The organism is Streptomyces sp. NPDC093109, assembly GCF_040701725.1.
Taxonomy (GTDB): Bacteria; Actinomycetota; Actinomycetes; order Streptomycetales; family Streptomycetaceae; genus Streptomyces.
On sequence record NZ_JBFBEZ010000010.1, the window covers coordinates 96,513 to 118,564 of the forward strand.

Consider the following 22,052-nt stretch of genomic DNA (forward strand, 5'->3'; position numbering starts at 1 on the left):
ATTGACCCGTACCGATCAGCCGATCAGGATCTCTTCTGTCCCGCACCGAGCCGCGGGAAGGAACGAAAGGCTGGCTTTTCTCGCATGACGACGCCCCCGTCCCTCGAACTCCCCGCCGAGGACCGCGCCCTCAGCCCGTACACCGGCTACACCCGGGCCCACTGGGAGGCCACCGCCGACGGACTGCTGCGCGCGGCCTGGCGCTGGGCCACCCCGGGCGGCGCCCTGCTCGACCTGCCGGGCCGGCCCTCCAGCTCGGGAGTGCGCTCGGACGGTCTGGAGGGGTACGCGCGTACGTTCCTGGCCGCCGCGTTCCGGGTCGCGGGCGCCGGCGGCGGGGACCCGTACGGCTGGCTCGACCGGTACGCGGACGGCCTCGCGGCCGGCACCCGTACCCCCGGCCGGGACGACGCCGAATCCTGGCCGCTGATCCTCGGTCACGACGTCCAGGGCCAGCCCATGGTCGAGTCCGCGTCCGTCGCCATCGGGCTGCGGCTCACCGCGCCCTGGCTCTGGGACCGTCTCGACTCCGGCGTCCAGGACCGCGCCGAGGAGTGGCTGCGCGGCGCGCTGCGGCACACCCCGGCCCCCAACAACTGGTACCTCTTCCCCTACGCGGTGGCCGGCTTCCTGGAGTCGGTGGGGCGCGGTGACGCCGAGACGGCCCGCGCCAGGGAGCGGGCGCTCGGCCTGCTGGAGGGCTGGTACCGGGGCGAGGGCTGGTACGCCGACGGCGACAGCCGCGCCTTCGACCACTACAACGGCTGGGCCCTGCACCTCTATCCGGTGCTCGACGCCCATCTGGCGGGCGACACCGAGCGGTTGGCCCACTACGGCGCCCGGCTCCACGAGCATCTGGCGGGCTTCTCCCTGCTGTTCGGCGCCGACGGCGCGCCGATCCACTTCGGCCGCTCGCTCTCCTACCGGTTCGCGGCCGGCGCGGCGGTCGGGCTCGGCGCCGTCACCGGACACACCCCGCTCGCGCCGGGAGCGTCACGGCGGCTGGTGAGCGGCGCGCTGCGCTACTTCCTGGACCGCGGCGCCACCGGCCCCGACGGGCTGCTCACCCTCGGCTGGCACGGGCCGCACGACGCGACGCTCCAGCACTACTCCGGGCCCGCGTCGCCGTACTGGGCCTCGAAGGCGTTCGTCGCGCTGCTCGCCCCCGAGGACGACCCGCTGTGGAAGGACCCCGAGGAGCCCGCGCCCAGCGAGGGGCCCGACCGGGTGCTCGCGCTCTCCGTACCGGGGCTGCTGGTGCACTCCACCCGCGCCGACGGGATCGTACGGCTGCACAACCACGGCAGTGACCACCTCCGCCCGCACGAGGGGGAGGCGGAGGTGGAGGACGACCCGCACTACAGCCGGGGGGCCTACTCCACCGCCACCGGGCCCACCGCCGCGGCGAACGTCGCGGACAACCATCTCGCCGTGGAGATCGCGGGCCGGCTCAGCGAGCGCCGCCGGATCCGGCCGCTGGGCGCCGGCGGCGGCGACGGCTGGGGCTGGGCCGCCTCCTGGCACCGGCCGGTCTTCCGCCCGGGGCCGCCCATGGCGCCGGGGCTGCGGGTGGAGAGCGTCACGGTGGCGCGGGGGAGGTACGAGCTGCGGGCGCACCGCGTGGTGGACGCACCGGCCGGGGCGCGGGTCCGGCAGACGGGCTGGGCGACCGGCCCCGACGACACCGTACGGTCCGCCCTGCACGGTCTGTACGGCTGGGAGTCGGCGGTACCGGACGGCCAACGGGCCCCGCAGGGAACGGCCTTCACTCCCTGGGCCGTGGTGCCCCGGCTGACGGCGGCGGCCGACGGGACCACGGTCCTCGTGGCCCTCGCCTCGCTCACCGGCGTGGCGGCCGGGGCCGACACCGACGCGGAGCCGCTGTCCGGCGCGGTGCGCGAGGTGAGCGTGGTGGGGGACACGGTCGAGGTGCGGTGGGCGGACGACGGGTCGGTGACCCGGATCGGCTTCGCACCCCTGACGGTGAGTCACCTCCGTACGGAGGGCTGAGCCTTGACCAGCCGGAGGTAGCGGTCCCAGTCCCAGAGCGGACCGGGATCGGTGTGGGTCGCGCCCGGGACCTCGCTGTGGCCGATGACACGGCCGCGGGTCCTGGGGATCCCGTACCGGTCGCAGACGGCCGCGGTGAGGGCGGCGGACGCGGCGTAGAGCGCGTCCGTGAAGTACTCGGGCCGGTCCACCCAGCCCTCGTGCTCGATGCCGATGGCGCGGGTGTTGTAGTCCCAGTTGCCCGCGTGCCAGGCGATGTCCTTCTCCCGGACGAACTGGCCGATGTAGCCGTCGGCCGAGGCGACCATGTAGTGCGCGGAGACCTTCTTGGCGGGGTTCTGGAAGATCTTCATCGCGTCCGGGAAGGTCTCCTGCGTCACATGGATGACCACGTGGTCGACCGGATGGGCGGTAGGGCGGCTGGACACCGTGTAGTTGGAGGTGGACGCCGGGATCCAGTGGGTGGGGGGATAGGGGGCGGCGGCCCGCGCGGGGGCGGGGGCGGCGGCGCCGAGACCGAGCGCGGCGGCGCCGAGATACCCCCCGGAGCGGAGCAGCGTACGGCGGGACGGGGTGGGGCGCGGTGCTGCCAAGGGGTTCTCCCGGTGCGGTGTGGGGGGCCGACTGAATGCAGAGCTTTCTCTGCAGAGGAACCTATGCAGAGAAAGCTCTGCATCGTAGGGTGGGGTTATGTCCGACACCCCGGAAGCCCCGCAGGAAGACGCCCCGGCGGGCGCCGCGCACCCCGGCCCGCCCACCCGCCGCCTCGACGCGCACAGCCTGCGCGGCCTGGCCCATCCGCTCCGGATGAGCATTTTCGAGCTGCTGCGGCTGGACGGTCCCGCCACCGCCACCCTGCTCGCCGAGCGCCTCGGGCAGAACACCGGCACGGTCAGCTGGCATCTGCGCCATCTCGCCGAACACGGCTTCATCGAGGAGGAGCCGGGGCGCGGTACCAAGCGTGAGCGCTGGTGGCGGGCGGCCGAGGCCAAGAACGTGCTGAACACCAGAGACTTCTCCGACGACCCGGCGGCCCGGGGTGCCGTCTCCGTCTTCACCCACGAACTGGTGGGCCAGTACTTCAACCGCGTCATGACCTACCTCAACGACGACTGGGACGAAAAGTGGCGCGGCGCCGGCACCATCGGTGACTGGAGCGAGCTGCGGCTGACCCCGGCTCAACTCGTCGCGCTCAATGACGAACTGGCGGCCGTGATCGCCCGCTACACCCCGGCCCCCGACGGGGAGCCGGACCCCGGCGCCCTTCCCGTTGTCGTCCAGCTCCAGTCGTTCCCGCGCCACAAGCGCGCCGGCTCGTGAGCCGGGACCGGAGCACGGGCGCGGGCGGGGGCGGCGGCGCGGGTTCGCGCGCGGGCGGCGGACTGCTGCGCCGGCACCGTGACTTCCGGCTGCTGTGGTGCGGTGAGACGGCCGGCCGGTTCGGCGCCTCGGTCACCAGCGTGACGATGCCGCTGATCGCGGTCTCCCGGCTGGACGCCGGGCCCTTCGAGGCCGGCCTGCTCATGGCCGCCGCCTGGCTGCCCTGGCTGGTCGTCGGACTCCCGGCCGGCGCCTGGGTGGACCGGATGCGCCGCCGGCCGGTCATGCTGGTCGCCGCCGCGCTCTCCCTCGTCTTCTACGCCGCCGTCCCGGTGGCCGACCGCGCGGGCCTGCTGAGCATCGGACTGCTGCTGACGGTCGCCCTTCTGGCGGGCACGGCGGCGGTCTTCTTCCAGACCGCCTACACCGCCTATCTCGCCATCCTGCTGACCCCCGAGGACCAGCCCGAGGGCAACGCGAAACTGCACGGCAGCGCGTCCGCCGCCGAGATCGCCGGGCTCGGTTCCGGCGGTCTGATGGCCCAGGTGGCGGGCGCGGTGAACGGGATGTTCGTCAACGCCGCCACCTTCCTCGTGTCCCTCCTCTGCCTGACCGGCATCCGCCACCGCGAACCCCGCCCCGCCCCGGCGCGCCGTCGGCCCGGCGCACTGGCCGCCGAGGTCGGCGAGGGGCTGCGGCTGGTCGCCGGGGATCCCTGGCTGCGCCCGCTGACGCTCTACGGCGCCGCCGCCAACCTGGCCCTGATGGGTTATCAGTCGATCCTCGTCGTCTTTCTGGTGCGGAGCGCGGGGCTGGCCGCCGGGCCGGTCGGCGCGCTCATCGCCGTGGCGGGCGCCGGGGGCGTGCTCGGCGCCTTTCTCGCGCGCCGGATCGCGGCCAGGACCGGCACGGCGCGGGCGCTGCTGTACTTCGCGCTGGGCCTGCCCGCCTGCGCGCTCCTCATACCGCTCACGTCCGGCGGCGCAGGGCTGCTGTTCTTCGTCGTCGGCGCCGGCTGCGTCTCCGCGGGCGTCGTCGCCGAGAACGTCATCAAGTCGACCTTCCAGCAGCGGTACTGCCCGCCCGAGCTGCTCGGCCGCCTCACCACGAGCGCCGCGTTCCTGAACTACGGCACGATCCCGCTCGGCGCCCTGCTCGCCGGCTCGCTCGGCACCCTGCTCGGTCTCCGGCCGGCGATGTGGATCATGACCGCCGGAGTGCCGCTCGCGGCGCTGATCCTGCTCTTCTCGCCGCTGAGGCACACCCGCGACCTGCCGGTCTCCCCACGGTCACAGGAGGCTCTGCGGCCCCGGAAGCCCCACGGGTTGCGGAGCACCCCCGAGGTCGGGTAATACTCGCCGAGTGAAATCGAGACTTACCGGAGTGGGCAGGGGTACGGGCACGGGCGGCGCGGGCACCGCTGGCGCCGCGGCCGTAACGGTCAGGCGCGCGACCGCACGGGACGCCAAGCGTCTCACCCGGCTCGTCCGTACCTCCCGTGCCTACGAGGGCCCCTACGCCCCGATGGTCGCCGGATACCGGGTGGGGCCCGACTACATCGAGACCCATCAGGTCTTCGTGGCCGTCGCCCCCGACGCGGGCCCCACCACCGGCGCGGCAGGCCCCGGCCGGGTCCTCGGCTTCTACGCGCTCGTCCTGGATCCGCCGGAGCTGGACCTCATGTTCGTCGCCGACGACGCGCAGGGGCTCGGCATCGGGCGCCTGCTCATCGGCCATATGCGGGACCGGGCCCGCGAGGCGGGCATTGGGGCGGTCCGGGTGATCTCGCATCCGCCCGCCGAGGGCTTCTACCGGAGCGTCGGCGCCCTGCGTACCGGTACCGAGCCGGCCAGGCCGCCGGCCGTGCTGTGGGACCGCCCCGACCTGGTCATTCCCGTAGTCCCCGGCGTTCCCGGCGTCCCCGGCGTTCCGCTCGTCCCCGGCATCCCCGCCGGGCCCTGACGCACGGCGCGCTCACGGCACCGCGGGCCCGGTGATGGCCTTCCCGTTCCCGTCGTAGGGCCAGGCGTTGATGACGCAGCCGCGCAGCCCCTTGATCTGCTGCATCATGGCCGGCGCCGGCATCCCCGCACCCGGGCAGGTCTGATGTCCGTGCCCGAGGTAGTGCCCCACCTCGTGGTTGATGATCAGCGCGCGGTACTGGGGGATGTCCTTGACGTAGAACTCGGTGGCCAGCAGCCACCGCTTGAGGTTCACCATCACCTGGTCGCCCACGTTGCAGTTGACCTCGCCGCCGGTGTCCAGTCCGTACTGGCCGCAGATCTTGTCCACGGTGCCCGGGGTCGCCACCTTGACGACGAAGTCCGTCGCCGCGCCGGCCGGCACGCGCTGGAACGCCGATGTGCCGTCGGCCGTCCAGCCCCGGGGGTCCGCGAGGATCTTCTCCACCTCCCGCGCCGTCGTGGCGGCGGAGAGCTGGAGACCGTCCTCGACGGATACCGCGTAGCGCAGCACCTTCGCCCCCTTCCCGGACAGCACGCCGCTGCCCGCGGCCGTGGTGAACGTACCGGGGCCCGACGCCGGGATGTCCTGCTCGTCGACGCTGTCGGAGGTGTCGGCGGAGTCGGACGGATCCGTGGAGGTACGGGGCGACGGCGGGGCGGCGCTCTTCGAGCGGTCCGGGTCCGCCGAGGGCGAGTCACCGGCCCCGGGGCTGTCCGGCGCCGACGCGTCCGCCGGCGCCGACTCCGAGCCGCCCCCGCCCTTCAGCGGCGCGGAGGCCGTGCCCGGTTTGGCCTCGCCCCGTGTCCCGTCCGCCGTCGCCACATATCCGGCGGCCGTGAGCGCGAGCACCGCGCACGAGCCCGCGAGGAGCAGGGTGCCCCGAGTGGGACCCCGCTTGGGCCCCCGGTGCGAGGGAGCGCTGGAGTGGCGACTGCGATGCTTCATGGGGGATGAGGCTGAAGCCGCCATGTGATCAAACTTGGACCGGAAGATAACGAAGAGGTCACGGAATGGTCCGCCGGTCGGATCCGGCCGATCAATATGATCGTCGCGTAACAGTTCCTTCCGAGGGGCCGCCCGGGTGAACCCGGCCCGTGGGAGCTGCGGATACTGTCCGCATGCCACGTGTCCTGCTCATCGAAGACGATCCCGCCGTACGCGAGGGTGTGCAGCTGGCCCTGCGCCGTCAGGGCCATGATGTCGCCGCCGTCGCGACGGGCGAGGAAGGGCTGAAGTGGCTGTGGTCCTTCCGGCCCGACGTCGTGGTCCTCGATCTGATGCTGCCGGGCATGAGCGGTCTCGATGTCTGCCGGCGGATCCGGACCGGCTCCCAGATACCGATCATCATGGCCACCGCCCGCGGCGACGACGTGGACGTCATCGTAGGACTGGAGGCGGGAGCGGACGACTACGTCGTCAAGCCCGTACAGGCCAGGGTCCTCGAAGCCCGGATCCGCGCGGTGCTCCGCAGGATCGGCACCCCCGACACCGGCACCCCGAGGATCGAGACACACGGCGAACTGACCATCGACCGGGCCGGCCTGGACATCACCCTGCGCGGTGAGCCCGTCTCGCTCGCCCTCTCCGAGATGCGCCTGCTGCTGACGCTCTCCGCCTCTCCCGGACAGGTCTTCAGCCGCCAGCAGCTCCTCGAAGCGGTCTGGGAGCACAGCTACCACGGGGACATCCGGCTGGTGGACGCCTGTGTGAAACGGCTGCGCCTGAAGATGTCCGAGCCGTCGGGCCGGCCGCTCTACATCCTCACCGTGCGCGGCTTCGGCTACCGGTTCAGGTCGGCATGAGAGTCCCCCGGGCGATCCGCGGCCTGGGCGGACTGCGGATGCGGCTGATCGTCGCGTTCACCCTGGTCGCGGTGGCGGGCACCCTGACCACCGGCGCGCTGACGTTCCGCGAGGCCCGCAACGGAGTGCTCCAGCAGAGCCAGGACACCGTCCTCACGCAGTTCCGCGACCATGTCAACACCCTCGCGCCCGCGTTCACCCTCCCGCCGAACCAGGCGACGCTGGACGGCTTCGCCGCCGACGCGGCGCGCGCGGGCCGCTCCCAGGGCTGGCGCGTACTCGCCACGTACGGGGACCTGCGCGCGACCTCGGTCAAGGGGGACAGCTTCACCGAACTCACCCCGCGGCTCCGGCAGGCGGCGACCGACCGGCCCGTCACGGTCTTCCAGCGGGTCACCAACGGCAACCGCTCCGTGCTGGTCATGGGGGTGCCCATCACCTACGCCCCGCTGGCGGAGGGCGAACCGCGGCGGGCCTCCGGCCTCGTCGTCTTCCTGGCCGTCTCGCAGCGCAACGAACAGGCGTATGTCGACGCGCTGGTGACGGCCGTCCAGCGCGCCGTCGTGCCCGCCCTCGGCCTCGCCGTCGTCCTCGCGCTGCTGGCCGCGCGCGGGGTGCTGCGGCCCGTACGGGAACTGCGCCGTGCCGCCGGCAGCATGGCCGAGGGCCGGTTCGACACCCGGCTCACCGTCCACGGCTCCGACGAACTCGCCGATCTCTCCCAGACGTTCAACGAGACCGCGTCCGCGCTGGACCGTTCCGTCGCCGAACTGCGCCGCATGGAGGCCCGCGCCCGCGCCTTCGCCGCCGATGTCTCCCACGAGCTGCGCACGCCGCTGGCCGCCATGGCCGCGGTCACCGACGTCCTCGACGAGGACGCGCGCGGCCTGGACCCCGACACCGCGACCGCCGTCCGGCTGATCAGCCAGGAGACCGGCAAGCTCGCCCGGCTGGTCGACGACCTCATGGAGGTCTCCCGCTTCGACGCGGGCGCCGCCGAACTCCGGCCGGACGAGATCGATCTCGCCGAGTCGCTCCGCCGTACGCTCGCCTCCCGGGGCTGGACCGGCACCGTCGAGACGGAGCTGCCGCCCCCCGGCGAGCTGCGCGTCCTCGCCGATCCGCGCCGCCTCGACGTTGTGGTCGCCAACCTCGTCGCCAACGCGCTCCGGCACGGCGCCCCGCCCGTACGGGTACGGCTGTACGCGGCGCCGGAGCGGGCCGGGGGCCCGCCCGCGCGGGCCGTGGTCGAGGTGTCCGACCACGGCCCGGGCATCCCCGAGGAGGTGCTGCCCCATGTCTTCGAGCGCTTCTACAAGTCCGACTCCGCGCGCACCCGCACCGAGGGCAGCGGTCTCGGGCTGGCCATCGCCATGGAGAACGTCCGGCTGCACGGCGGCACCCTCACGGCGGCGAACCGCCCCGGGGGCGGCGCGGTGTTCACCATGGACATCCCGCTCGGCCCGCTGGACACGGCCACCGGCGCCCCCGTCGAGGAGGACCTCGTATGACCCCCCGGACGGACCCCGGACGCGCCGCGCGGGCGGCGGCGCTGCTGATCGCCGGGCTGGCCCTGACCACCGGCTGCCGGATCCCCGAGACCGGGGTCGTACAGGCCGGTGAACCGGCGACGGGGGTACGGGCCGAGGCCTTCGTCTATCTCGTACTGAACGGACGGCCGGTCCCGGTGTTCCGGCCCGCCGAGGCCGCCCCCGTGGACGAGGCCGGGGCCGTCGCGCTGGTGTTCCGGGAGCTGACGGCGGGCGAGCGGCAGGCGGGCCTGACGACCCGGCTGCCGCCGCTTCCGGAAGGCGGAAAGGCGCCGCGCACCGAGGTGAGCGGCGACGGGATCTCCGTCGAGCTGCCGTTTGCGAAGCCCCTCGACGGTCTGGCCGCCGTCCAGCTCGCCTGCACCGTGGCCGACGCCCACACCGTGGCGAACCCCGACGAGGACGAGGACGCGGCCCCGCTCACCGTCACTCTCGTCACCGGGACGACCCGGTCCCTGCTGCGGCCCGGCCTGGAGCTGTGCGCCGAAGGGCCCGGCGCCCCGGAGGCCGTAGTGACGGCGCCCGCGGAACCGGAGCGCGCCCGGCCGGCGCCCGCGACCGCGGAACCGGCGTCCCCGACCGCCGGGGCGGAGCTCCCGACCGCCGGGGCGGAACGACCGACCGACGGCCCGGAGCGTCCGACCGCCGGGCCGGAACTCGGGAGCGCCGAGCCGGCGGCCGGGTAGATCCGTCGGCCTACTTGTTCAGCAGCGCCTTCATCCGGGTGATCTCGGCGGCCTGGGAGGTGATGATGGCGTCCGCCATCTCCTTGGCGGCCTGGTTGGCGCCGTCGCTGCGTTCGGTCTTGGCCATCGCGAGCGCGCCCTCGTGGTGCTCGACCATCAGCTTGAGGAACGCGCTGTCGAACTCCTTGCCGGACGAGCCTTCCAGCGTGGCCATCTCGTCACCGCCCACCGCCTCCGGCATCGCCTCGGGCATCGAGCCGTTGGAGTGGCCCGCCGCGCCGTGGCCGGCCGAGTCCCTCGCCGGGGCGGGCTTGCCCCAGGCCGTCAGCCAGCCGGAGAGCGTCCTGATCTCGGGGGACTGGGCCCTCTTGATCTCGGACGCGAGCGACTTCACCTCCGCCGAGGACGCCCGGGAGACGGCGACGGCGGCCATCTTCACCGCCTGGCGGTGGTGCGGGATCATGCCCTGCGCGAAGGACACGTCCGCCGCGTTGTGGGTGACCGTGTCGGCCGACGCGGACGCGGTGGCGGCGGCCCGGTCGGCGGACCCGCCGCTCTCGCCGCCACAGGCGGTGAGGACGAGCGCGGCGGCGGCCGTCGCGGCGGCGAGGGCGGCCCGGCGGACCGGGAAACGGTACGGGGTCATGGGGTACGAGGTCATGACGGAGTGACTCCTGTTGCGTGAGGGAAAGTGGAGAGGAAGTACGGCGGCGGACATGCCGAAGGAGGCCGCCCGGTGAAGTGCCGCCGGGGCCGGTCGTGGGGGTGCGCCTATATGCGCAGCAGCTGGAGTTGGCTCAGTGAAGGAGACGCCCGGTCGCCCTGCGCGGCGCCGGGGAACCGGAGGGACGCGACCGCCCGGCCCGCGGTGTCGTCGGTACGGTCAGGGGCGGGCGCGGCGTACGGCGCGGGCCCGCCGGCGGTGCCGGCCGCCGCACAGGCGGCATCGGCGTGCTCCGAGTGGCCGCCGTCGTGGTGCTCGGGCCGCTCGCACCGGGGTGCGTCGTCGACCACTGGGGCGTGGCCGGCCGCCATCGGGGCCATCGGGGCCATGGCGGCCGGCGGGTGCGCCGCCGCGGCGGGCGCCGGTGCCAGACCGTGCATCGCGAGCAGCCCGGCCAGCACCGCCAGCACCAGCAGGACCCGCGCCCCGAGGGGCCGGCTCCGGTGGTGCGGCGGACGCGTCATGGGGGCATCCTAGACACCGTCGCGCCCGGATCGGCGGAGGAGGCCGACGGCCCGCCCACCGCGCGTCGCGTACGGGCACGGTCCGGTGACGCCCCGTCACGCACCCCTACCCCGTCGTCTTCCGCTCCCTCGACAGCAGCCACAGCAGATACAGCCCGCCCAGCGCGCCCGTCACCAGCCCCACCGGGATCTGGAACGGGGCGAGGAGACGTTGCGCCAGCAGATCGGCCGTCGCCAGGAGCAGCGCCCCCGTGACCATCGCCGAGCCGACCGGGGCGCCGGGGGAGCGGGTCAGCCGGCGGGCGAGCTGAGGGGCCGCCAGGGCGAGGAAGCCGATGGGGCCCGCGACGGCGATGGCCGTTCCGGCCAGGCCGACACCGAGCAGCAGGGCCGCCGCCCGTACGCGTCCGATGTTCACGCCGAGCGCGCCCGCCGTGTCGTCGCCCATCTCCATCAGCCGCAGCGGCCTGCCCACGGCCAGCGTCGCGGCGACGAGCAGCGGCAGGGCGAGCGCCAGCGGGGTGATCTGCGGCCAGGAGACGGCGTTGAGGCTGCCGAAGGTCCACGCCTTGGCGTTCTCGGCGGACTCCAGATCGGCCCGGGTCAGCAGGTAGTCGTTGACGGAGGCGAGCATGGCGCCGACGGCGATGCCCGCGAGGACCAGCCGGTTGCCGGTGACCCCGCGCGACGCCGTGACCCCGTACACCACCACCGCGGTGACCAGCCCGCCGATCACCGCGCCCGTACCGACGCCCACACCGGCCGCCGGGCCGCCGGCCAGGATGACGACGAGCGCGCCGCTGGTGGAGCCGGTGGTGAACCCGATGACGTCGGGGCTGCCCAGCGGATTGCGCGACAGGCTCTGGAACAGCGCGCCGGACAGCCCGAGGGCCGCGCCCACGAGCAGCGCGCCGCAGACCCGCGGCAGCCGCTGATCGAGCACGATGAACCGGTCGGTCGCGGACCCGCCCCCGCCGAACAGCACATCGGCGATGCCCGCCGCGTCGATCCGGTACGTACCGGTGAACAGCGTGAGCGTCCACACCGCCGCGCAGCCCAGCAGCAGAAGGACCGTCACCGCGGCCGTCCGGCCCGAGTAGCGCAGGGTGACACCGCCGGGCAGCCGCGCCACCCGCGTCCCGTGATGTGCGGCGCGGCTCATGCCGTGGCCTCCCGTCGTCCGACGACCAGCCAGAGCAGCACGGGCGCCCCGACGAACGCCGTGACGATGCCGACCTCCATCTCGCCCGGCCGGGCGATCACCCGGCCCGCGATATCGCTGAGCAGCACCAGGATCGCCCCGCCGGGTACCGCGAAGACCAGCAGCCGCCGCAGGTCGGGACCGAGCAGCAGCCGCAGTACGTGCGGAACGACCAGGCCCACGAAGGCGATCGGCCCGGCGGCGGCCGTCGAGGCGCCGCACAGCAGCATGATGGCGAGGAACCCGGCCGCGCGCACCCACGGCACCCTCAGCCCGAGCGCCGCGCCCGTCTCGTCCCCCAGCGCCAGCGCGTTGAGCGCGGGACCGAGCGCCAGCGCGATCACCGCGCCGGCGGCGATGAACGGCAGGGCCGCGGTGAGCGCCTCGGAGCCGCGGTTCTCCAGCGATCCCACCACCCAGAATCGGTACGAGTCGAAGGCCGTGGTGTCGAACATCGTGACGATGCCGGTGCCCGCCCCCAGACTCGCCGACAGCGCCGCCCCCGCCAGTACGAGCCGGGTGCGGTGACTTCCCCGGGTGGCGCCGGCGGTCAGCGAGTGGACGAGCAGCGCGGCCAGCACGGCCCCCGCGAAGGCGAACCAGATGTACCCCGACACGCTGGTGACACGGAACGCGGCGATCGCGAGGACCACCGCGAACGAGGCACCGGAGTTGACCCCGATGATCCCCGGCTCGGCCAGCGGGTTACGGGTGATGGCCTGCATCACGACACCGGCGAGAGCCAGCGCGGCACCGATCGCGACGGCGAGGACGGTCCGTGGCATCCGCAGCCGCCACACGATGATGGCCTCAGGGCTCCCGTCGTCGTGCCACAGCACCCGCCACACCGTCTCCAGCGGAACGCTCCGCGCGCCGACGGCCAGACTCACCAGGACCAGCAGGAAGACCAGGGCAAGAGCGCCCAGCAGCGCGGCGCCGCGCACCCCGTGACCGGCGATCCGCTTTCTGGAATCGCCCCCTCCGGTTGTGTGATCCATCCCATGATCCGCATACCTACTCATCAACACTTAGGAGAGCCTAAGCTAAGCGATCGTGTACCGCTTCAGTGACCTCCCCTTCCCCCGCCTCGCCAGTGGCCTCGCCGTCGTCGGCGCCCTGCTGCTCACCGGCTGTTCGGCCGGCTCGTCCGGCACCGCCGCCGATCCGTCGGCCTCCGCGACCGCCTCCGCCGGCACCGCGACGCCGGTCACCCACACCGCGCCCCGCACTGTGCCCAAGGGCATGGGCAGCGGCAAACCGGACGGCGAATTCCCGCGTACGGTCAGCCACTTCGAAGGCAAGACGGTCATGAAGGCCGCGCCCGAGAAGGTCGTGGTGATCTCCACAGGCCAGGCCGACGCGCTGCTCACCCTCGGTACGGTCCCGGCCGGCTCGACCCGCGGCGACGGCGCCGACCTCGTCCCGCGGTATCTGAAGGACGATTACCCGAAGGACGCGGCGAAGCTGGACAAGGTCGCCGACGTGGGCTCCCGGGTGGCCCCGGACATCGAGGCCATCGCCAACATCAAGCCCGACCTCATCCTGATGAACATCGCGGGCAAGGACGCCAAGAAGCTCTACACCGCGCTCAGCGCCGTCGCGCCCACCGTCGCCACCCAGGGCACCGGCCTCTACTGGAAGCAGGACTTCCTGCTCGTCGCCGACGCCCTGGGGAAGACCGAACAGGCCCAGAAGATCCTCGACGACTTCCACACCGACGCCGCTCAGTGGGGGGCGAAGCTCGACAAGCCCGTCACCGTCTCCTTCCTGCGGCTCAACGCCGACCGGCTGCGCGTCTTCGGTGTGCCCTCGTTCACCGGCAGCATCGCCGAGGACGCCGGACTCGGCCGGCCCAAGAGCCAGCAGTTCGACGACACTTCCGAGGACATCAGCAACGAGCAGCTGGACCGGGCCGACGCCGACTGGATCTTCTACGGGGTGCAGGGCGCCGACACCAAGGTCACGGCCCTCACCAAGGCGCCGCTGTGGCCCACGCTCTCGGCCGTCGCGGGCAAGACCGCGATCCCGGTCGACGACGACGTCTTCTACCTCAACACCGGGCCGACGGCCGCCCGTGACGTCCTCGCCGTACTCAAGAAGCACCTGACCCCGAACAGCTGACCCCGCCCCCGCCGGAGAGCGCGGCGTACGCGCGTGGCCCCCGTACCGCACCGGTACGGGGGCCACGCGCGTACAGCCGCCCGGGTCAGCCCACGAAGATCTCCACGACCGACCAGACGGCAAGACCGAGCATGCAGAGCCCGCCGACGCGCTGGACGGTCTTGAGCGGGACACGGGTCGCGATGAACCGGCCCGCGAGCAGCGCCAGCGCCGAGACGGACATCAGCGCCGCCGCCGAGCCGATGGCGGTGGACCAGGTGCCGTTGCTCGCGGCGAGATTGGCGGTGGTGATCTGGGTCAGATCGCCCCACTCGCTGATGAACACGGCCATGAACGCGGTCGAGTAGACGGGCCAGAACCCGGTCACGGTCCGGCTTCCCGCCGCGTCCTCCCCCTCCTCCTCGTTGCCCCCGCCGCCGCGCAGCAGCATGAAGGCGCCGAAGGCGAAGAGCAGCGCGGAGACGAGCTTGACGGACCAGCCGGGCAGCAGACCGATGAGGTGGCCCGCGCCGATGGCGATGGCGACATGGACGAGGAACGCGGTCGAGGTGCCGAACCAGACGTACAGCGGGCGCATACGCGTTCCCATGGCGAGGGACGCGAACATGGTCTTGTCCGGCAGCTCTGCCAGGAAGATCAGCCCGAAGGCGGTGAGGATCGCCAGGGGGTCGAGACTCATTACGGGTGGCTCTCTCTTCAGGGCCGGACCCGGATCTTCGCGAAGCACCGTCAGGAGCAAGGAGGACCACTCGGCCCGGCACGACGGCGCGCCCGCGGGAAGCGGGTACGTCAATGCCTGACCGAAGGTCTCGCCCGCCCGTCCGGCAGGACGGGCCCGGCCACCGGGAGCCCGGGGGCTCCAGTGTGTCGACGACCGGTTCGCGGGGCTACTCCCCTTCGCTGGGTACCACGCTACCTCACCCGTACGGAGCCCCCGGGCCCGGCCGCTTCCATCGGACGGCCCCCTCCGGTGGCCCCCCGGCGGCGGCTGTCCTCTAGTGAGTGCTGTGGCCGCGATCGGGCGGGCGCCGTGCTGCCCGTGGGGCGGCTCTGATCTGAGGAGTCATCAATGAGGATCACCACCAGGACCGTCTCCGCGCTGGCCGCGGCGGCACTGTGCGCGGCCGGTGCCGCCGGCTGCTCCGAGAGCGGGAGCGGGACGAAGGCCGAGGTGCCCGCCGACTACGCGGCGGCCTCCGCGACCGCCTCGATGCCCCCGTCCATGGGCATGTCGTCACCCGCGGCCAACCACGGGATGGTGTCGGCGAAGCCCGTCGGGGCGTACGGGGACGTTCTGGTCAACCACAAGGACCGGACGCTCTACCTCTTCGAGGCGGACAAGGCGGACAAGTCCAGCTGCACGGGATCCTGCGAGAAGACCTGGCGCCCGCTGATCGTCAAGAACAAGCCGGAGGCCGGCACCGGCGGGGTCAAGGCGAAGCTGCTCGGTACGACCACCCGCGCCAACGGCGCCAAGCAGGTCACCTACGACGGCCACCCCCTCTACACGTACCAGGGCGACCACCACCCCGGTGAGGCCCACGGCCAGGGCAAGAACGAGTTCGGCGGCAAGTGGTACGTCGTCGACGTCAAGGGCAAGGCGGTCACCACCCCGCCGCCCAGCCCCACCCACACGCCGAGCCACACCCCGAGCCACACGGCCAGCCCGGGCATGAGCGCCGGTGTCACGCCCAGCCCCAGCGCGAGCTACTGACCGCGAGCCGCTGACGGACCCACGTCGTCGCCGTCGTCCGCCCGAGCCGCCCGCCGGCACACACGCCCCCGCCCCCGCACACACGCGGTGTGCGGGGGCGGGGGCGTGTACGTCCGGGACGGTTACCGGCCGCCGCGCCTGCCGCGGTTGCCCTTGTCCTCCTGATCGGTGTCGTACTCGATCTGTTCCTTGCGGACCTCCGCGGAGACCTCGCGCTGCTCGGTCACGCGCTCCGTCTCCATACGGACGCGCTCGACCGGGATCGACTCCTTGCTGATGATCGGCTGATCGGCGTGGAGCGTCACCTCGGTCTGCGCCTCACCGATACGGGAGCCGCGGAGCCGGCCCCGCTCCTCGGGCGGAATCGCCTCGTGGACGACGCGCACCTCCTCGTGGCTGAGCGGAACCGTCGTGGTCACGTTCTCCGTCACGACGACCTTGCGCAGCCGGGCGTGGCCGACCTCGCGCTCCTCCGCGGTGACGTGCAGCTGCTCCTCGGACCTGATGAGTTCGTCGGTGTGCAGGTCCTTGCCCTCCTGCATGGAGCCGCGCACCCCGGCCATGGGCCGCCCCGTGGGTGCCGGGGTGGTGGCGCGTCCGGTGGACATGCCCGTGTCGGCCGCCATGCCGGTACGGGTCCCCGCGGCGGCCGTACCGATGCCGCCGGCCGCGGTCAGCCCGTAGTGCCGGTAGAGCTGCTTCTCCTGGCCCGGGTCGAGATGCTCGTCCGCGTCCAGGCGCGGTGCCTCCTTGACGGTCTCCTTGGCGTACGGGACGTGGATGTCCTCGCCGGCGCGGCGGGCGCCGGTGAGCGGCACGAGGCTCTCCTTCATGCCGAACAGGCCGGTCTTGACGGTGACCCACTCCGGGCGGCCACTGCGGTCGCCTACGTAGACCTGCCCGACGGTGCCGATCTTGTCGCCGTCCTGGTCGTACATGCTCCTGCCGTTCAGACTGCTGGGGTTGTCGAACACGCCTTCGGCTGACATCAGCGATCACTCCTCGCGTGGGGGAAGCGCGTCTGTGGGATCAGGCCCCTCACGGTCAGGCGCGCACGACTCCATCGCGCATCCGGACGACGGCCGCGGCAACCGGGAAAGTCCGCCCGTACCGCCGCGAGGGCGCCACGACGCCCGCTCCACCGGTGCTCGGGGCGGTTGCCGCCACCATGCGGCTATCCGCCATTCGAGTGAACGCGCGGCGCGCCGCCGACGCCACGCGCTCCTCCGCGCCGGGCGCGGTGGCCCCTCGGGATTTCCCTCGCGGTGGCCGACCTGGCCGGCGGCTAAAATCTCCTGGACAAAAATAGTTGTCGGTGGGAGGGTGGAGCCATGCTTGATGTGACAGTGATCGAGGACGCGGCGGCGGCGGCCGCCTCGCTGGACCCCGTACGGGCCCGGCTGCTGGCGGAGCTGGCCGGCGGGCCCGCTTCGGCGACCATGCTGGCCGGGCGGGTCGGACTGCCCCGGCAGAAGGTGAACTACCACCTCAAGGCGCTGGAGCGGCACGGCCTGGTCGAGCTGGACGGGGAGCGCCGGCGCGGCAATGTGAACGAGCGGATGATGCGGGCCACCGCGGCCTCGTACGTCATCTCGCCGCTCGCCCTCGCCGCCGTACAGCCGGACCCCGCCCGGTTCCGCGACCAGCTCTCCGCGCGCTGGCTGCTCGCGGTCGCGGCCCGGCTGGTACGGGACACGGGCTCCCTGATCACCGGCTCGACGAAGGCGCGCAAACGTCTGGCGACCTACGCGCTCGACGGCGAGGTGCGCTTCGCCTCCGCGGCCGACCGGGCCGCGTTCGTCGAGGAACTGACCCGTGGCGTCGGCGCGCTGATCGCGAAATATCACACGGCGGAGGCCGAGGATGGCCGGGACCACCGGATCGTCGTGGCCCTCCACCCCACCGTGAAACCCGAACACACCGAACACACCGAACACACCGAACACACCGAACACACCACAGCCACCGCACCCGCAGAGGTGGGCGCCGCCCCGGACAAGGAGCCGTCATGAGCAAGGAATTCGAGATCGTCCGCGAGTTCGAGGTCGACGCGAGCCCCGAGGAGGTCTGGGCCGCGATCACCACCGGTACCGGCGCCTGGCTCTGGCCCATGGAGTACGAGCCGCGCGAGGGCGGCGCGGCACCGTTCGGCGGCACCATCACCGCCTGGGACCCGGCCCACCGGCTGACCGCCCGGGTCGAGAGCCCCGACACGGGCGACGGGACCCCGCGGCAGACCCTCAACCAGCTCGACCATGTCATCGAGGCGCGCGAGGGCGGCGGCTCGTGGGTGCGGTACGTACACAGCGGCATCTTCGTCGACGACTGGGAGAACCAGTACGACGGCGCCGACCAGCACACCGACTTCTATCTGCACACCCTGCGCGAGTACCTGCGCCACTTCCCCGGCCGCACCCCGGTGTTCGCCGGTACGGACGGCCCCGAGGCATCCCGGGCCGCCACCGCGTTCGAGACCCTGACCCGGGGACTCGGACTGCCGGACGGAGCCGCCGAGGGCAGTACGGTACGGGTCGACCTGCCCGGCGTGGGCCCGGTCGACGCCGTCGTCGACTACCGCCGCCCGTACTTCGCCGGACTGCGCACCGGCACCGCGATGTACCGGCTCTTCGGCCGGAACCACTTCGGCGCCCCGGTCGGCGTCAGTGTGCACGACTTCACCCCCGGCGCCGATGCCCGGCTCACCGAGGCGGCGTGGCGCGACCGGCTCGACCGGATCTTCGCGTAACCCGCCCGGACCCGGCGCCCGCTATGCAGGTGGCCGCCGGGTCCGGGTCCACTCCAGCAGCTCCACGGCGCGCCACGTGTTGATGACACGGCCGGCCGGTACGCCGCACTCCTCGGCCCGCGCGCAGCCGATGATCTGCCAGTCGAGCTGGCCTGGCGCGTGGGCGTCCGTGTCGATCGCGAAGAACACCCCGGCGGCGACCGCCTCGCGCAGCAGCCGGCGCGGCGGATCGAGCCGCTCGGGCCTGCTGTTGATCTCCACGGCCGTACCGGACTCGGCGCAGGCGGCGAAGACCGCCGCCGCGTCGAACGCCGACTCGGGCCGCAGGCCGTCGCCCCCGCCGCGCCGCCGGCCGCGCCCCGGGTCCTGACGCGCCATCACCATCCGCCCGGTGCAGTGCCCGAGCACATCGGTGCGGGGATCGCGTACCGCGGCGACCATCCGCCGGGTCATCGGCGCCGCGTCCATCCGCAGCTTCGAGTGGACGGACGCCACCACCAGATCCAGCCGGTCAAGCAGCTCGGGATCCTGGTCCAGCGAGCCGTCCGGCAGGATGTCGCACTCGATGCCGGTCAGCAGCCGGAACGGCGCCCAACGCGCGTTGAGGGCGGCGATCACGTCGAGCTGTTCGCGCAGCCGCCCGGCCGTCAGACCGCGCGCCACCGTGAGCGTGGGGGAGTGGTCGGTGAGCACCGCCCACGCGTGGCCGACCGAGGCCGCCGCGCGTCCCATCGCCTCGATGGAGCTGCCGCCGTCCGACCAGTCCGAGTGCAGATGGCAGTCGCCGCGCAGCGCGGCGCGCAGGGCCTCTCCGCCCTCGGCGAGCGGCGCCGCGGCCTCCCGCTCCAGCCGCGCCAGATACTCCGGTACGTCGCCCGCGACGACCGCCTCCACCACCTGCGAGGTCTTCGGGCCGATACCGCGCACCCGGCCGAGGGTCCCGTCCCCGGCGCGCCGGACGACCTCGTCGGCGGGCAGGTCCGCCACCACCTCGGCGGCGGTACGGAACGCCCGTACCCGGTAGGTCTCGGCGCGCGAGCGCTCCAGCAGGAAGGCGATCCTGTCGAGCGCCTCCAGCGGATCCATGGACGCCCCCAGCACGGCTCGGCGGCTTGCGGACCCCCTCATTGTCCGTGCCCCCGGGACGCCGTGCATCTCGCCGGGGTACGGCCGCGGAGGGGTGAGGCCCCGCGGGCGGTCGCCGCGGGGCCTCACACTGCTCGAAGTGCCGCCTGCGACCGGATGCGTCACCGCGTGGGGTGCGGCGGTCCCGTCGTGGCGGCGGGTGGTGCGTCGAACGGATATCGCGTACCGCGTCGAACGGTCGGTCAGCCCTGGGCGGAGCGACGCTTGCGCGCGGCCCACATGATGCCCGCACCGGCGACGAGAACGACACCGGCGGCACCGGCGATCAGCGGCGTGGCGCTGGACGAACCGGTCTCGGCCAGGTCACCGCCACCGTTGGGGCTCGGGGCCGTCGACGGCTCGGCGGCCGGCGAGGTGCTCGCGTCGGCCGACGGGGTCGCCGACTCGGGGGCCTCGGTCGTGGGCTCCTCGGTGGGGGGCTCCTCCGAGGGAGTCGCCTCGCTGGGAGTCGCGCTCGGCTCCTTGCTCGGCTCCTCGGTGGGCGGGGTCTCCGACGGGCTCGGAGTCGGCTCCTCCTTTCCGGGGCAGACGGGCGCGGTCTTGGTCTCGTCCTTGTCGAACCGCTCGCCGTCGGCCGCGTCCACGACGAGGCGGACCGTCAGCTCGCTGCTGTGGTCGGGAAGGTCGAGCGTGTTCTTGAAGTTGTTCCTGAAGCTCTCGGCCGGCAGCAGATCCTTGCCGTCCACCGTGACGGTGACGGTGTTCTTGTCACTGTTGCCGTAGGCCGTCAGGCTCAGGCTGACCTGGTCGCAGGACACCTCCCAGGTGGGGGTGTGCGCGATAGCCGGGGCTGCCGTGAGACCGACGCCGAGCGCGCTCGCCGCCACGACCGTTATGAGCGCGCCGGGGCGCTGCCACGATCTTTTGAATAGAGTCACAAATTCCTCCGGGATAACCGCGCCGCCCAGGATTGACGGCGCGCGCGCACAGTACCGCCAACGGCGCGGGGCCCCTTCGGGCGCCCCACCCAACTCTCCCTTTTCGCACGCCTCCTGAGCCCGGGAGGGCTCCATTCGCCCCCTCCCGCACCGTGCGAAGGGGGCGAAAGCCGCACCATGATCACCTCAGGTCGGTGCCCCGCCCGCGCGATCGTCCCAGCTGACACCCCTCGGCGGGCCGCTTCCGGCGGGATGAGCGCTTGCTTCGCCGATTGTTCATGCGTTCCCCTCCCACATCAGGGGTAAAAATTCCGTCAATAATCGCCCACTGATGTCTTGTTGTCGATGAAAGCGGGCTTTCCGCATCGGCGCGGCGAAATATCCGGCAGCCCCTGCCGGCAATCCCTGCCGGCGGTCCCGGCCCGCGGCGCCTATCGGTGTCGCCGCAGCGACCGCCGGGCCCACCGCCGTACCGCCGCCGGCCGCTGATAGCGCTCGCGCTGCTCCCGCGCGGCACGGTCCAGCTCCTCCATCAGCCGCCGCGACCGGTGCTCCATGGCCAGCTCGTCGAGGATCCGGTCGATCTCCGTCAGCACCGCCCCGTGCAGCTGCCACTGCCGGGGATGGCGCCGTACGCCCGCCAGCAGCAGCGGTGCCAGCCGCTCCCTGCTCGTGCGCGCCGCCGCCAGATCGCCCGCGAGCCGCGCCTCCGCCGTCTCGGCGCTCGCGCTCGCCTCCGTCGTCACCAGGACGGCGAAGCTCACCACCGCGTCCGCGACCCGGGAGAGCAGATCCTCCAGCGCCGCCCCCACCTCGGGGGTGAACAGCGGCTCGTCGGTCCGTTCCTTCGCCAGATCGGTGAGTGTCCTGGCCAGCACCCGCAGCACCACCGTGCAGATCTCCAGTGTGTCGAGCCCCGTGCGCAGCACCACACGGTGCAACACCCCCTCCTTCACCCGCGGATTGAGCCGGACACTGTCCTCCGCCTGCCGCAGCGCCCCGTCCACCTCGCCGACGGCGTCGTCGAGCCGCCGGGCCTCGTGCAGCCGCAGCGCGGCGCGTTCGACCGGGACCGGAGCGGTCAGCCCCTCCCCGATCCGCAGCAGCAGCTGACGCATCCGCCGCGCGAGATCCTCGATCGACTCGCCCGCCGTCCTGACCCAGACGGGCGGCGCGAACAGGAAGTTGAACAGCAGCCCCACCACCGCGCCGATCAGCGTCTCCAGCACCCGGTCCCACGCCGTCGAGGCCACCCGGGTCACCCCGAGTACGAGCATGGCGCTGATCGCGACCTCGGGCACGAACTCGCCCGCCCGGACAAGCCGTCCGACCACCAGCGACGCCAGGATGATCAGCCCCAGACTCCACCAGGTCAGCCCCACCAGCACACTGAAGCCGCTGGCCACCAGCACCCCGGCGACCACCGCGTTCACCCGGCGGATCCCGGTGGTCAGGGTGGAGTAGAGCGTCACCTGGACCACCAGCAGCGCCGTCAGGGGAGCGGTGAGCGGCGCGGCCTCGCTGCTCAGGTAGCGGGCCGCCACGTAGGCGAGGGTCGCGGCGGCGGTCGACCGCAGCGCCTGCGCGACGCCGGGTTCCCGGCAGCGGCGCAGCAGCTCCGCCGCCGGCGCTCTCAGTGACTTCCGGGCATCGGACACGCCCTCACCCTTCCCGCCCGGAGCGGGAAAGGACCCGTCGGCCGCTCCGATGGAGCCGTGTGGCGGA

22 protein-coding genes are annotated in these 22,052 nt (G+C 73.1%); 11 read left to right on the forward strand and 11 right to left on the reverse strand.

What is annotated here, in order from left to right; translation table 11 throughout:
* Positions 1–84: 84 nt before the first annotated feature.
* Positions 85–2,010: a DUF2264 domain-containing protein gene (locus AB0389_RS12650; RefSeq protein ID WP_366395359.1), complete on the forward strand. Its 1,926-nt coding sequence runs from the start codon at positions 85–87 to the stop codon at positions 2,008–2,010.
* On the opposite strand, the gene AB0389_RS12655 is transcribed toward AB0389_RS12650, so the two are convergent.
* Positions 1,989–2,603, reverse strand: coding sequence for an N-acetylmuramoyl-L-alanine amidase (locus AB0389_RS12655; protein ID WP_366395360.1), 615 nt, complete (start codon positions 2,601–2,603; stop codon positions 1,989–1,991). The two genes, AB0389_RS12650 and AB0389_RS12655, sit on opposite strands and share 22 nt — an antisense overlap.
* Before the next feature lie 97 nt (positions 2,604–2,700).
* On the opposite strand from AB0389_RS12655, the gene AB0389_RS12660 reads away from it, so the two are divergent.
* The 3 genes from AB0389_RS12660 to AB0389_RS12670 all read left to right on the forward strand — a co-directional run bounded on the left by AB0389_RS12660 (position 2,701) and on the right by AB0389_RS12670 (position 5,292).
* Positions 2,701–3,330: a winged helix-turn-helix domain-containing protein gene (locus AB0389_RS12660; RefSeq protein ID WP_366395361.1), complete on the forward strand. Its 630-nt coding sequence runs from the start codon at positions 2,701–2,703 to the stop codon at positions 3,328–3,330.
* Between the two features lie 62 nt (positions 3,331–3,392).
* Positions 3,393–4,682, forward strand: a complete 1,290-nt coding sequence (locus tag AB0389_RS12665) for an MFS transporter (RefSeq protein WP_366395437.1) — start codon at positions 3,393–3,395, stop codon at positions 4,680–4,682.
* A gap of 31 nt (positions 4,683–4,713) precedes the next feature.
* On the forward strand, positions 4,714–5,292 hold the full coding sequence (locus tag AB0389_RS12670) for a GNAT family N-acetyltransferase (protein ID WP_366395362.1): 579 nt from the start codon (positions 4,714–4,716) through the stop codon (positions 5,290–5,292).
* 12 nt (positions 5,293–5,304) lie between these two features.
* Here the strand turns inward: AB0389_RS12670 and AB0389_RS12675 are convergent, their stop codons facing one another.
* Positions 5,305–6,240 (reverse strand): DUF3152 domain-containing protein, encoded by a 936-nt coding sequence (locus AB0389_RS12675; protein ID WP_366395363.1) that lies wholly within the window; start codon positions 6,238–6,240, stop codon positions 5,305–5,307.
* 173 nt (positions 6,241–6,413) lie between these two features.
* Here AB0389_RS12675 and AB0389_RS12680 point away from each other — a divergent pair, with 173 nt between their 5' ends.
* From AB0389_RS12680 to AB0389_RS12690, 3 genes are read left to right on the forward strand one after another with little or no spacing between them, the layout of a single operon-like run.
* Positions 6,414–7,097 (forward strand): response regulator transcription factor, encoded by a 684-nt coding sequence (locus tag AB0389_RS12680; RefSeq protein WP_366395364.1) that lies wholly within the window; start codon positions 6,414–6,416, stop codon positions 7,095–7,097.
* Positions 7,094–8,608: an ATP-binding protein gene (locus tag AB0389_RS12685; RefSeq protein WP_366395365.1), complete on the forward strand. Its 1,515-nt coding sequence runs from the start codon at positions 7,094–7,096 to the stop codon at positions 8,606–8,608. Before AB0389_RS12680 ends, AB0389_RS12685 begins: the two co-directional genes overlap by 4 nt.
* Positions 8,605–9,333, forward strand: a complete 729-nt coding sequence (locus AB0389_RS12690) for a hypothetical protein (RefSeq protein WP_366395366.1) — start codon at positions 8,605–8,607, stop codon at positions 9,331–9,333. The genes AB0389_RS12685 and AB0389_RS12690 overlap by 4 nt, the downstream gene beginning before the upstream one ends.
* Before the next feature lie 10 nt (positions 9,334–9,343).
* On the opposite strand, the gene AB0389_RS12695 is transcribed toward AB0389_RS12690, so the two are convergent.
* The 4 genes from AB0389_RS12695 to AB0389_RS12710 all read right to left on the reverse strand — a co-directional run bounded on the left by AB0389_RS12695 (position 9,344) and on the right by AB0389_RS12710 (position 12,720).
* Positions 9,344–9,994 (reverse strand): DUF305 domain-containing protein, encoded by a 651-nt coding sequence (locus AB0389_RS12695; RefSeq protein WP_366395367.1) that lies wholly within the window; start codon positions 9,992–9,994, stop codon positions 9,344–9,346.
* 110 nt (positions 9,995–10,104) lie between these two features.
* Positions 10,105–10,521: a DUF6153 family protein gene (locus tag AB0389_RS12700; protein WP_366395368.1), complete on the reverse strand. Its 417-nt coding sequence runs from the start codon at positions 10,519–10,521 to the stop codon at positions 10,105–10,107.
* A gap of 106 nt (positions 10,522–10,627) precedes the next feature.
* On the reverse strand, positions 10,628–11,683 hold the full coding sequence (locus AB0389_RS12705; protein WP_366395369.1) for an iron chelate uptake ABC transporter family permease subunit: 1,056 nt from the start codon (positions 11,681–11,683) through the stop codon (positions 10,628–10,630).
* Positions 11,680–12,720: an iron chelate uptake ABC transporter family permease subunit gene (locus tag AB0389_RS12710; protein WP_366395370.1), complete on the reverse strand. Its 1,041-nt coding sequence runs from the start codon at positions 12,718–12,720 to the stop codon at positions 11,680–11,682. The genes AB0389_RS12705 and AB0389_RS12710 overlap by 4 nt, the downstream gene beginning before the upstream one ends.
* 55 nt (positions 12,721–12,775) lie before the next feature.
* Between AB0389_RS12710 and AB0389_RS12715 the strand changes: the two genes are divergently transcribed.
* Positions 12,776–13,843 carry an iron-siderophore ABC transporter substrate-binding protein gene (locus AB0389_RS12715; protein ID WP_366395371.1) on the forward strand — a complete coding sequence of 356 codons (1,068 nt, stop codon included), beginning with the start codon at positions 12,776–12,778 and terminating at the stop codon, positions 13,841–13,843.
* An 85-nt stretch (positions 13,844–13,928) separates the two neighbouring features.
* Here the strand turns inward: AB0389_RS12715 and AB0389_RS12720 are convergent, their stop codons facing one another.
* Complete coding sequence (locus AB0389_RS12720; RefSeq protein WP_366395372.1) at positions 13,929–14,522, reverse strand: TMEM165/GDT1 family protein; 594 nt, start codon at positions 14,520–14,522, stop codon at positions 13,929–13,931.
* A gap of 390 nt (positions 14,523–14,912) precedes the next feature.
* Between AB0389_RS12720 and AB0389_RS12725 the strand changes: the two genes are divergently transcribed.
* Positions 14,913–15,557, forward strand: coding sequence for a hypothetical protein (locus AB0389_RS12725; RefSeq protein ID WP_366395373.1), 645 nt, complete (start codon positions 14,913–14,915; stop codon positions 15,555–15,557).
* 122 nt (positions 15,558–15,679) lie between these two features.
* On the opposite strand, the gene AB0389_RS12730 is transcribed toward AB0389_RS12725, so the two are convergent.
* A complete protein-coding gene (locus AB0389_RS12730; RefSeq protein WP_366395374.1) occupies positions 15,680–16,546 on the reverse strand; it encodes a PRC and DUF2382 domain-containing protein in 867 nt (288 codons plus the stop codon).
* Positions 16,547–16,888: 342 nt separating this feature from the next.
* On the opposite strand from AB0389_RS12730, the gene AB0389_RS12735 reads away from it, so the two are divergent.
* Both AB0389_RS12735 and AB0389_RS12740 read left to right on the forward strand, forming a co-directional pair.
* Positions 16,889–17,569 (forward strand): winged helix-turn-helix domain-containing protein, encoded by a 681-nt coding sequence (locus AB0389_RS12735; RefSeq protein ID WP_366395375.1) that lies wholly within the window; start codon positions 16,889–16,891, stop codon positions 17,567–17,569.
* Positions 17,566–18,303, forward strand: coding sequence for an SRPBCC domain-containing protein (locus AB0389_RS12740; RefSeq protein WP_366395376.1), 738 nt, complete (start codon positions 17,566–17,568; stop codon positions 18,301–18,303). Before AB0389_RS12735 ends, AB0389_RS12740 begins: the two co-directional genes overlap by 4 nt.
* A gap of 21 nt (positions 18,304–18,324) precedes the next feature.
* Here AB0389_RS12740 and AB0389_RS12745 read toward each other — a convergent pair whose 3' ends face one another.
* The 3 genes from AB0389_RS12745 to AB0389_RS12755 all read right to left on the reverse strand — a co-directional run bounded on the left by AB0389_RS12745 (position 18,325) and on the right by AB0389_RS12755 (position 21,985).
* Positions 18,325–19,389: a PHP domain-containing protein gene (locus tag AB0389_RS12745; protein ID WP_366395377.1), complete on the reverse strand. Its 1,065-nt coding sequence runs from the start codon at positions 19,387–19,389 to the stop codon at positions 18,325–18,327.
* Between the two features lie 242 nt (positions 19,390–19,631).
* On the reverse strand, positions 19,632–20,327 hold the full coding sequence (locus AB0389_RS12750; protein WP_366395378.1) for an LAETG motif-containing sortase-dependent surface protein: 696 nt from the start codon (positions 20,325–20,327) through the stop codon (positions 19,632–19,634).
* A gap of 431 nt (positions 20,328–20,758) precedes the next feature.
* Entirely contained in the window at positions 20,759–21,985 is a 1,227-nt protein-coding gene (locus tag AB0389_RS12755) for an aromatic acid exporter family protein (protein ID WP_366395379.1), read from the reverse strand.
* Positions 21,986–22,052 lie beyond the last annotated feature (67 nt).

What these genes read in the sequence shown, in the direction of transcription:
- AB0389_RS12650 (WP_366395359.1), top strand. Translation starts at nt 85, where the DNA reads ATGACGACGCCCCCGTCCCTCGAACTCCCCGCCGAGGACCGCGCCCTC.
- AB0389_RS12660 (WP_366395361.1), top strand. Translation starts at nt 2,701, where the DNA reads ATGTCCGACACCCCGGAAGCCCCGCAGGAAGACGCCCCGGCGGGCGCC.
- AB0389_RS12675 (WP_366395363.1), bottom strand. Translation starts at nt 6,240, where the DNA reads ATGAAGCATCGCAGTCGCCACTCCAGCGCTCCCTCGCACCGGGGGCCC.
- AB0389_RS12680 (WP_366395364.1), top strand. Translation starts at nt 6,414, where the DNA reads ATGCCACGTGTCCTGCTCATCGAAGACGATCCCGCCGTACGCGAGGGT.
- AB0389_RS12685 (WP_366395365.1), top strand. Translation starts at nt 7,094, where the DNA reads ATGAGAGTCCCCCGGGCGATCCGCGGCCTGGGCGGACTGCGGATGCGG.
- AB0389_RS12690 (WP_366395366.1), top strand. Translation starts at nt 8,605, where the DNA reads ATGACCCCCCGGACGGACCCCGGACGCGCCGCGCGGGCGGCGGCGCTG.
- AB0389_RS12695 (WP_366395367.1), bottom strand. Translation starts at nt 9,994, where the DNA reads ATGACCTCGTACCCCATGACCCCGTACCGTTTCCCGGTCCGCCGGGCC.
- AB0389_RS12700 (WP_366395368.1), bottom strand. Translation starts at nt 10,521, where the DNA reads ATGACGCGTCCGCCGCACCACCGGAGCCGGCCCCTCGGGGCGCGGGTC.
- AB0389_RS12705 (WP_366395369.1), bottom strand. Translation starts at nt 11,683, where the DNA reads ATGAGCCGCGCCGCACATCACGGGACGCGGGTGGCGCGGCTGCCCGGC.
- AB0389_RS12710 (WP_366395370.1), bottom strand. Translation starts at nt 12,720, where the DNA reads ATGGATCACACAACCGGAGGGGGCGATTCCAGAAAGCGGATCGCCGGT.
- AB0389_RS12720 (WP_366395372.1), bottom strand. Translation starts at nt 14,522, where the DNA reads ATGAGTCTCGACCCCCTGGCGATCCTCACCGCCTTCGGGCTGATCTTC.
- AB0389_RS12725 (WP_366395373.1), top strand. Translation starts at nt 14,913, where the DNA reads ATGAGGATCACCACCAGGACCGTCTCCGCGCTGGCCGCGGCGGCACTG.
- AB0389_RS12730 (WP_366395374.1), bottom strand. Translation starts at nt 16,546, where the DNA reads ATGTCAGCCGAAGGCGTGTTCGACAACCCCAGCAGTCTGAACGGCAGG.
- AB0389_RS12735 (WP_366395375.1), top strand. Translation starts at nt 16,889, where the DNA reads ATGCTTGATGTGACAGTGATCGAGGACGCGGCGGCGGCGGCCGCCTCG.
- AB0389_RS12740 (WP_366395376.1), top strand. Translation starts at nt 17,566, where the DNA reads ATGAGCAAGGAATTCGAGATCGTCCGCGAGTTCGAGGTCGACGCGAGC.
- AB0389_RS12745 (WP_366395377.1), bottom strand. Translation starts at nt 19,389, where the DNA reads ATGGATCCGCTGGAGGCGCTCGACAGGATCGCCTTCCTGCTGGAGCGC.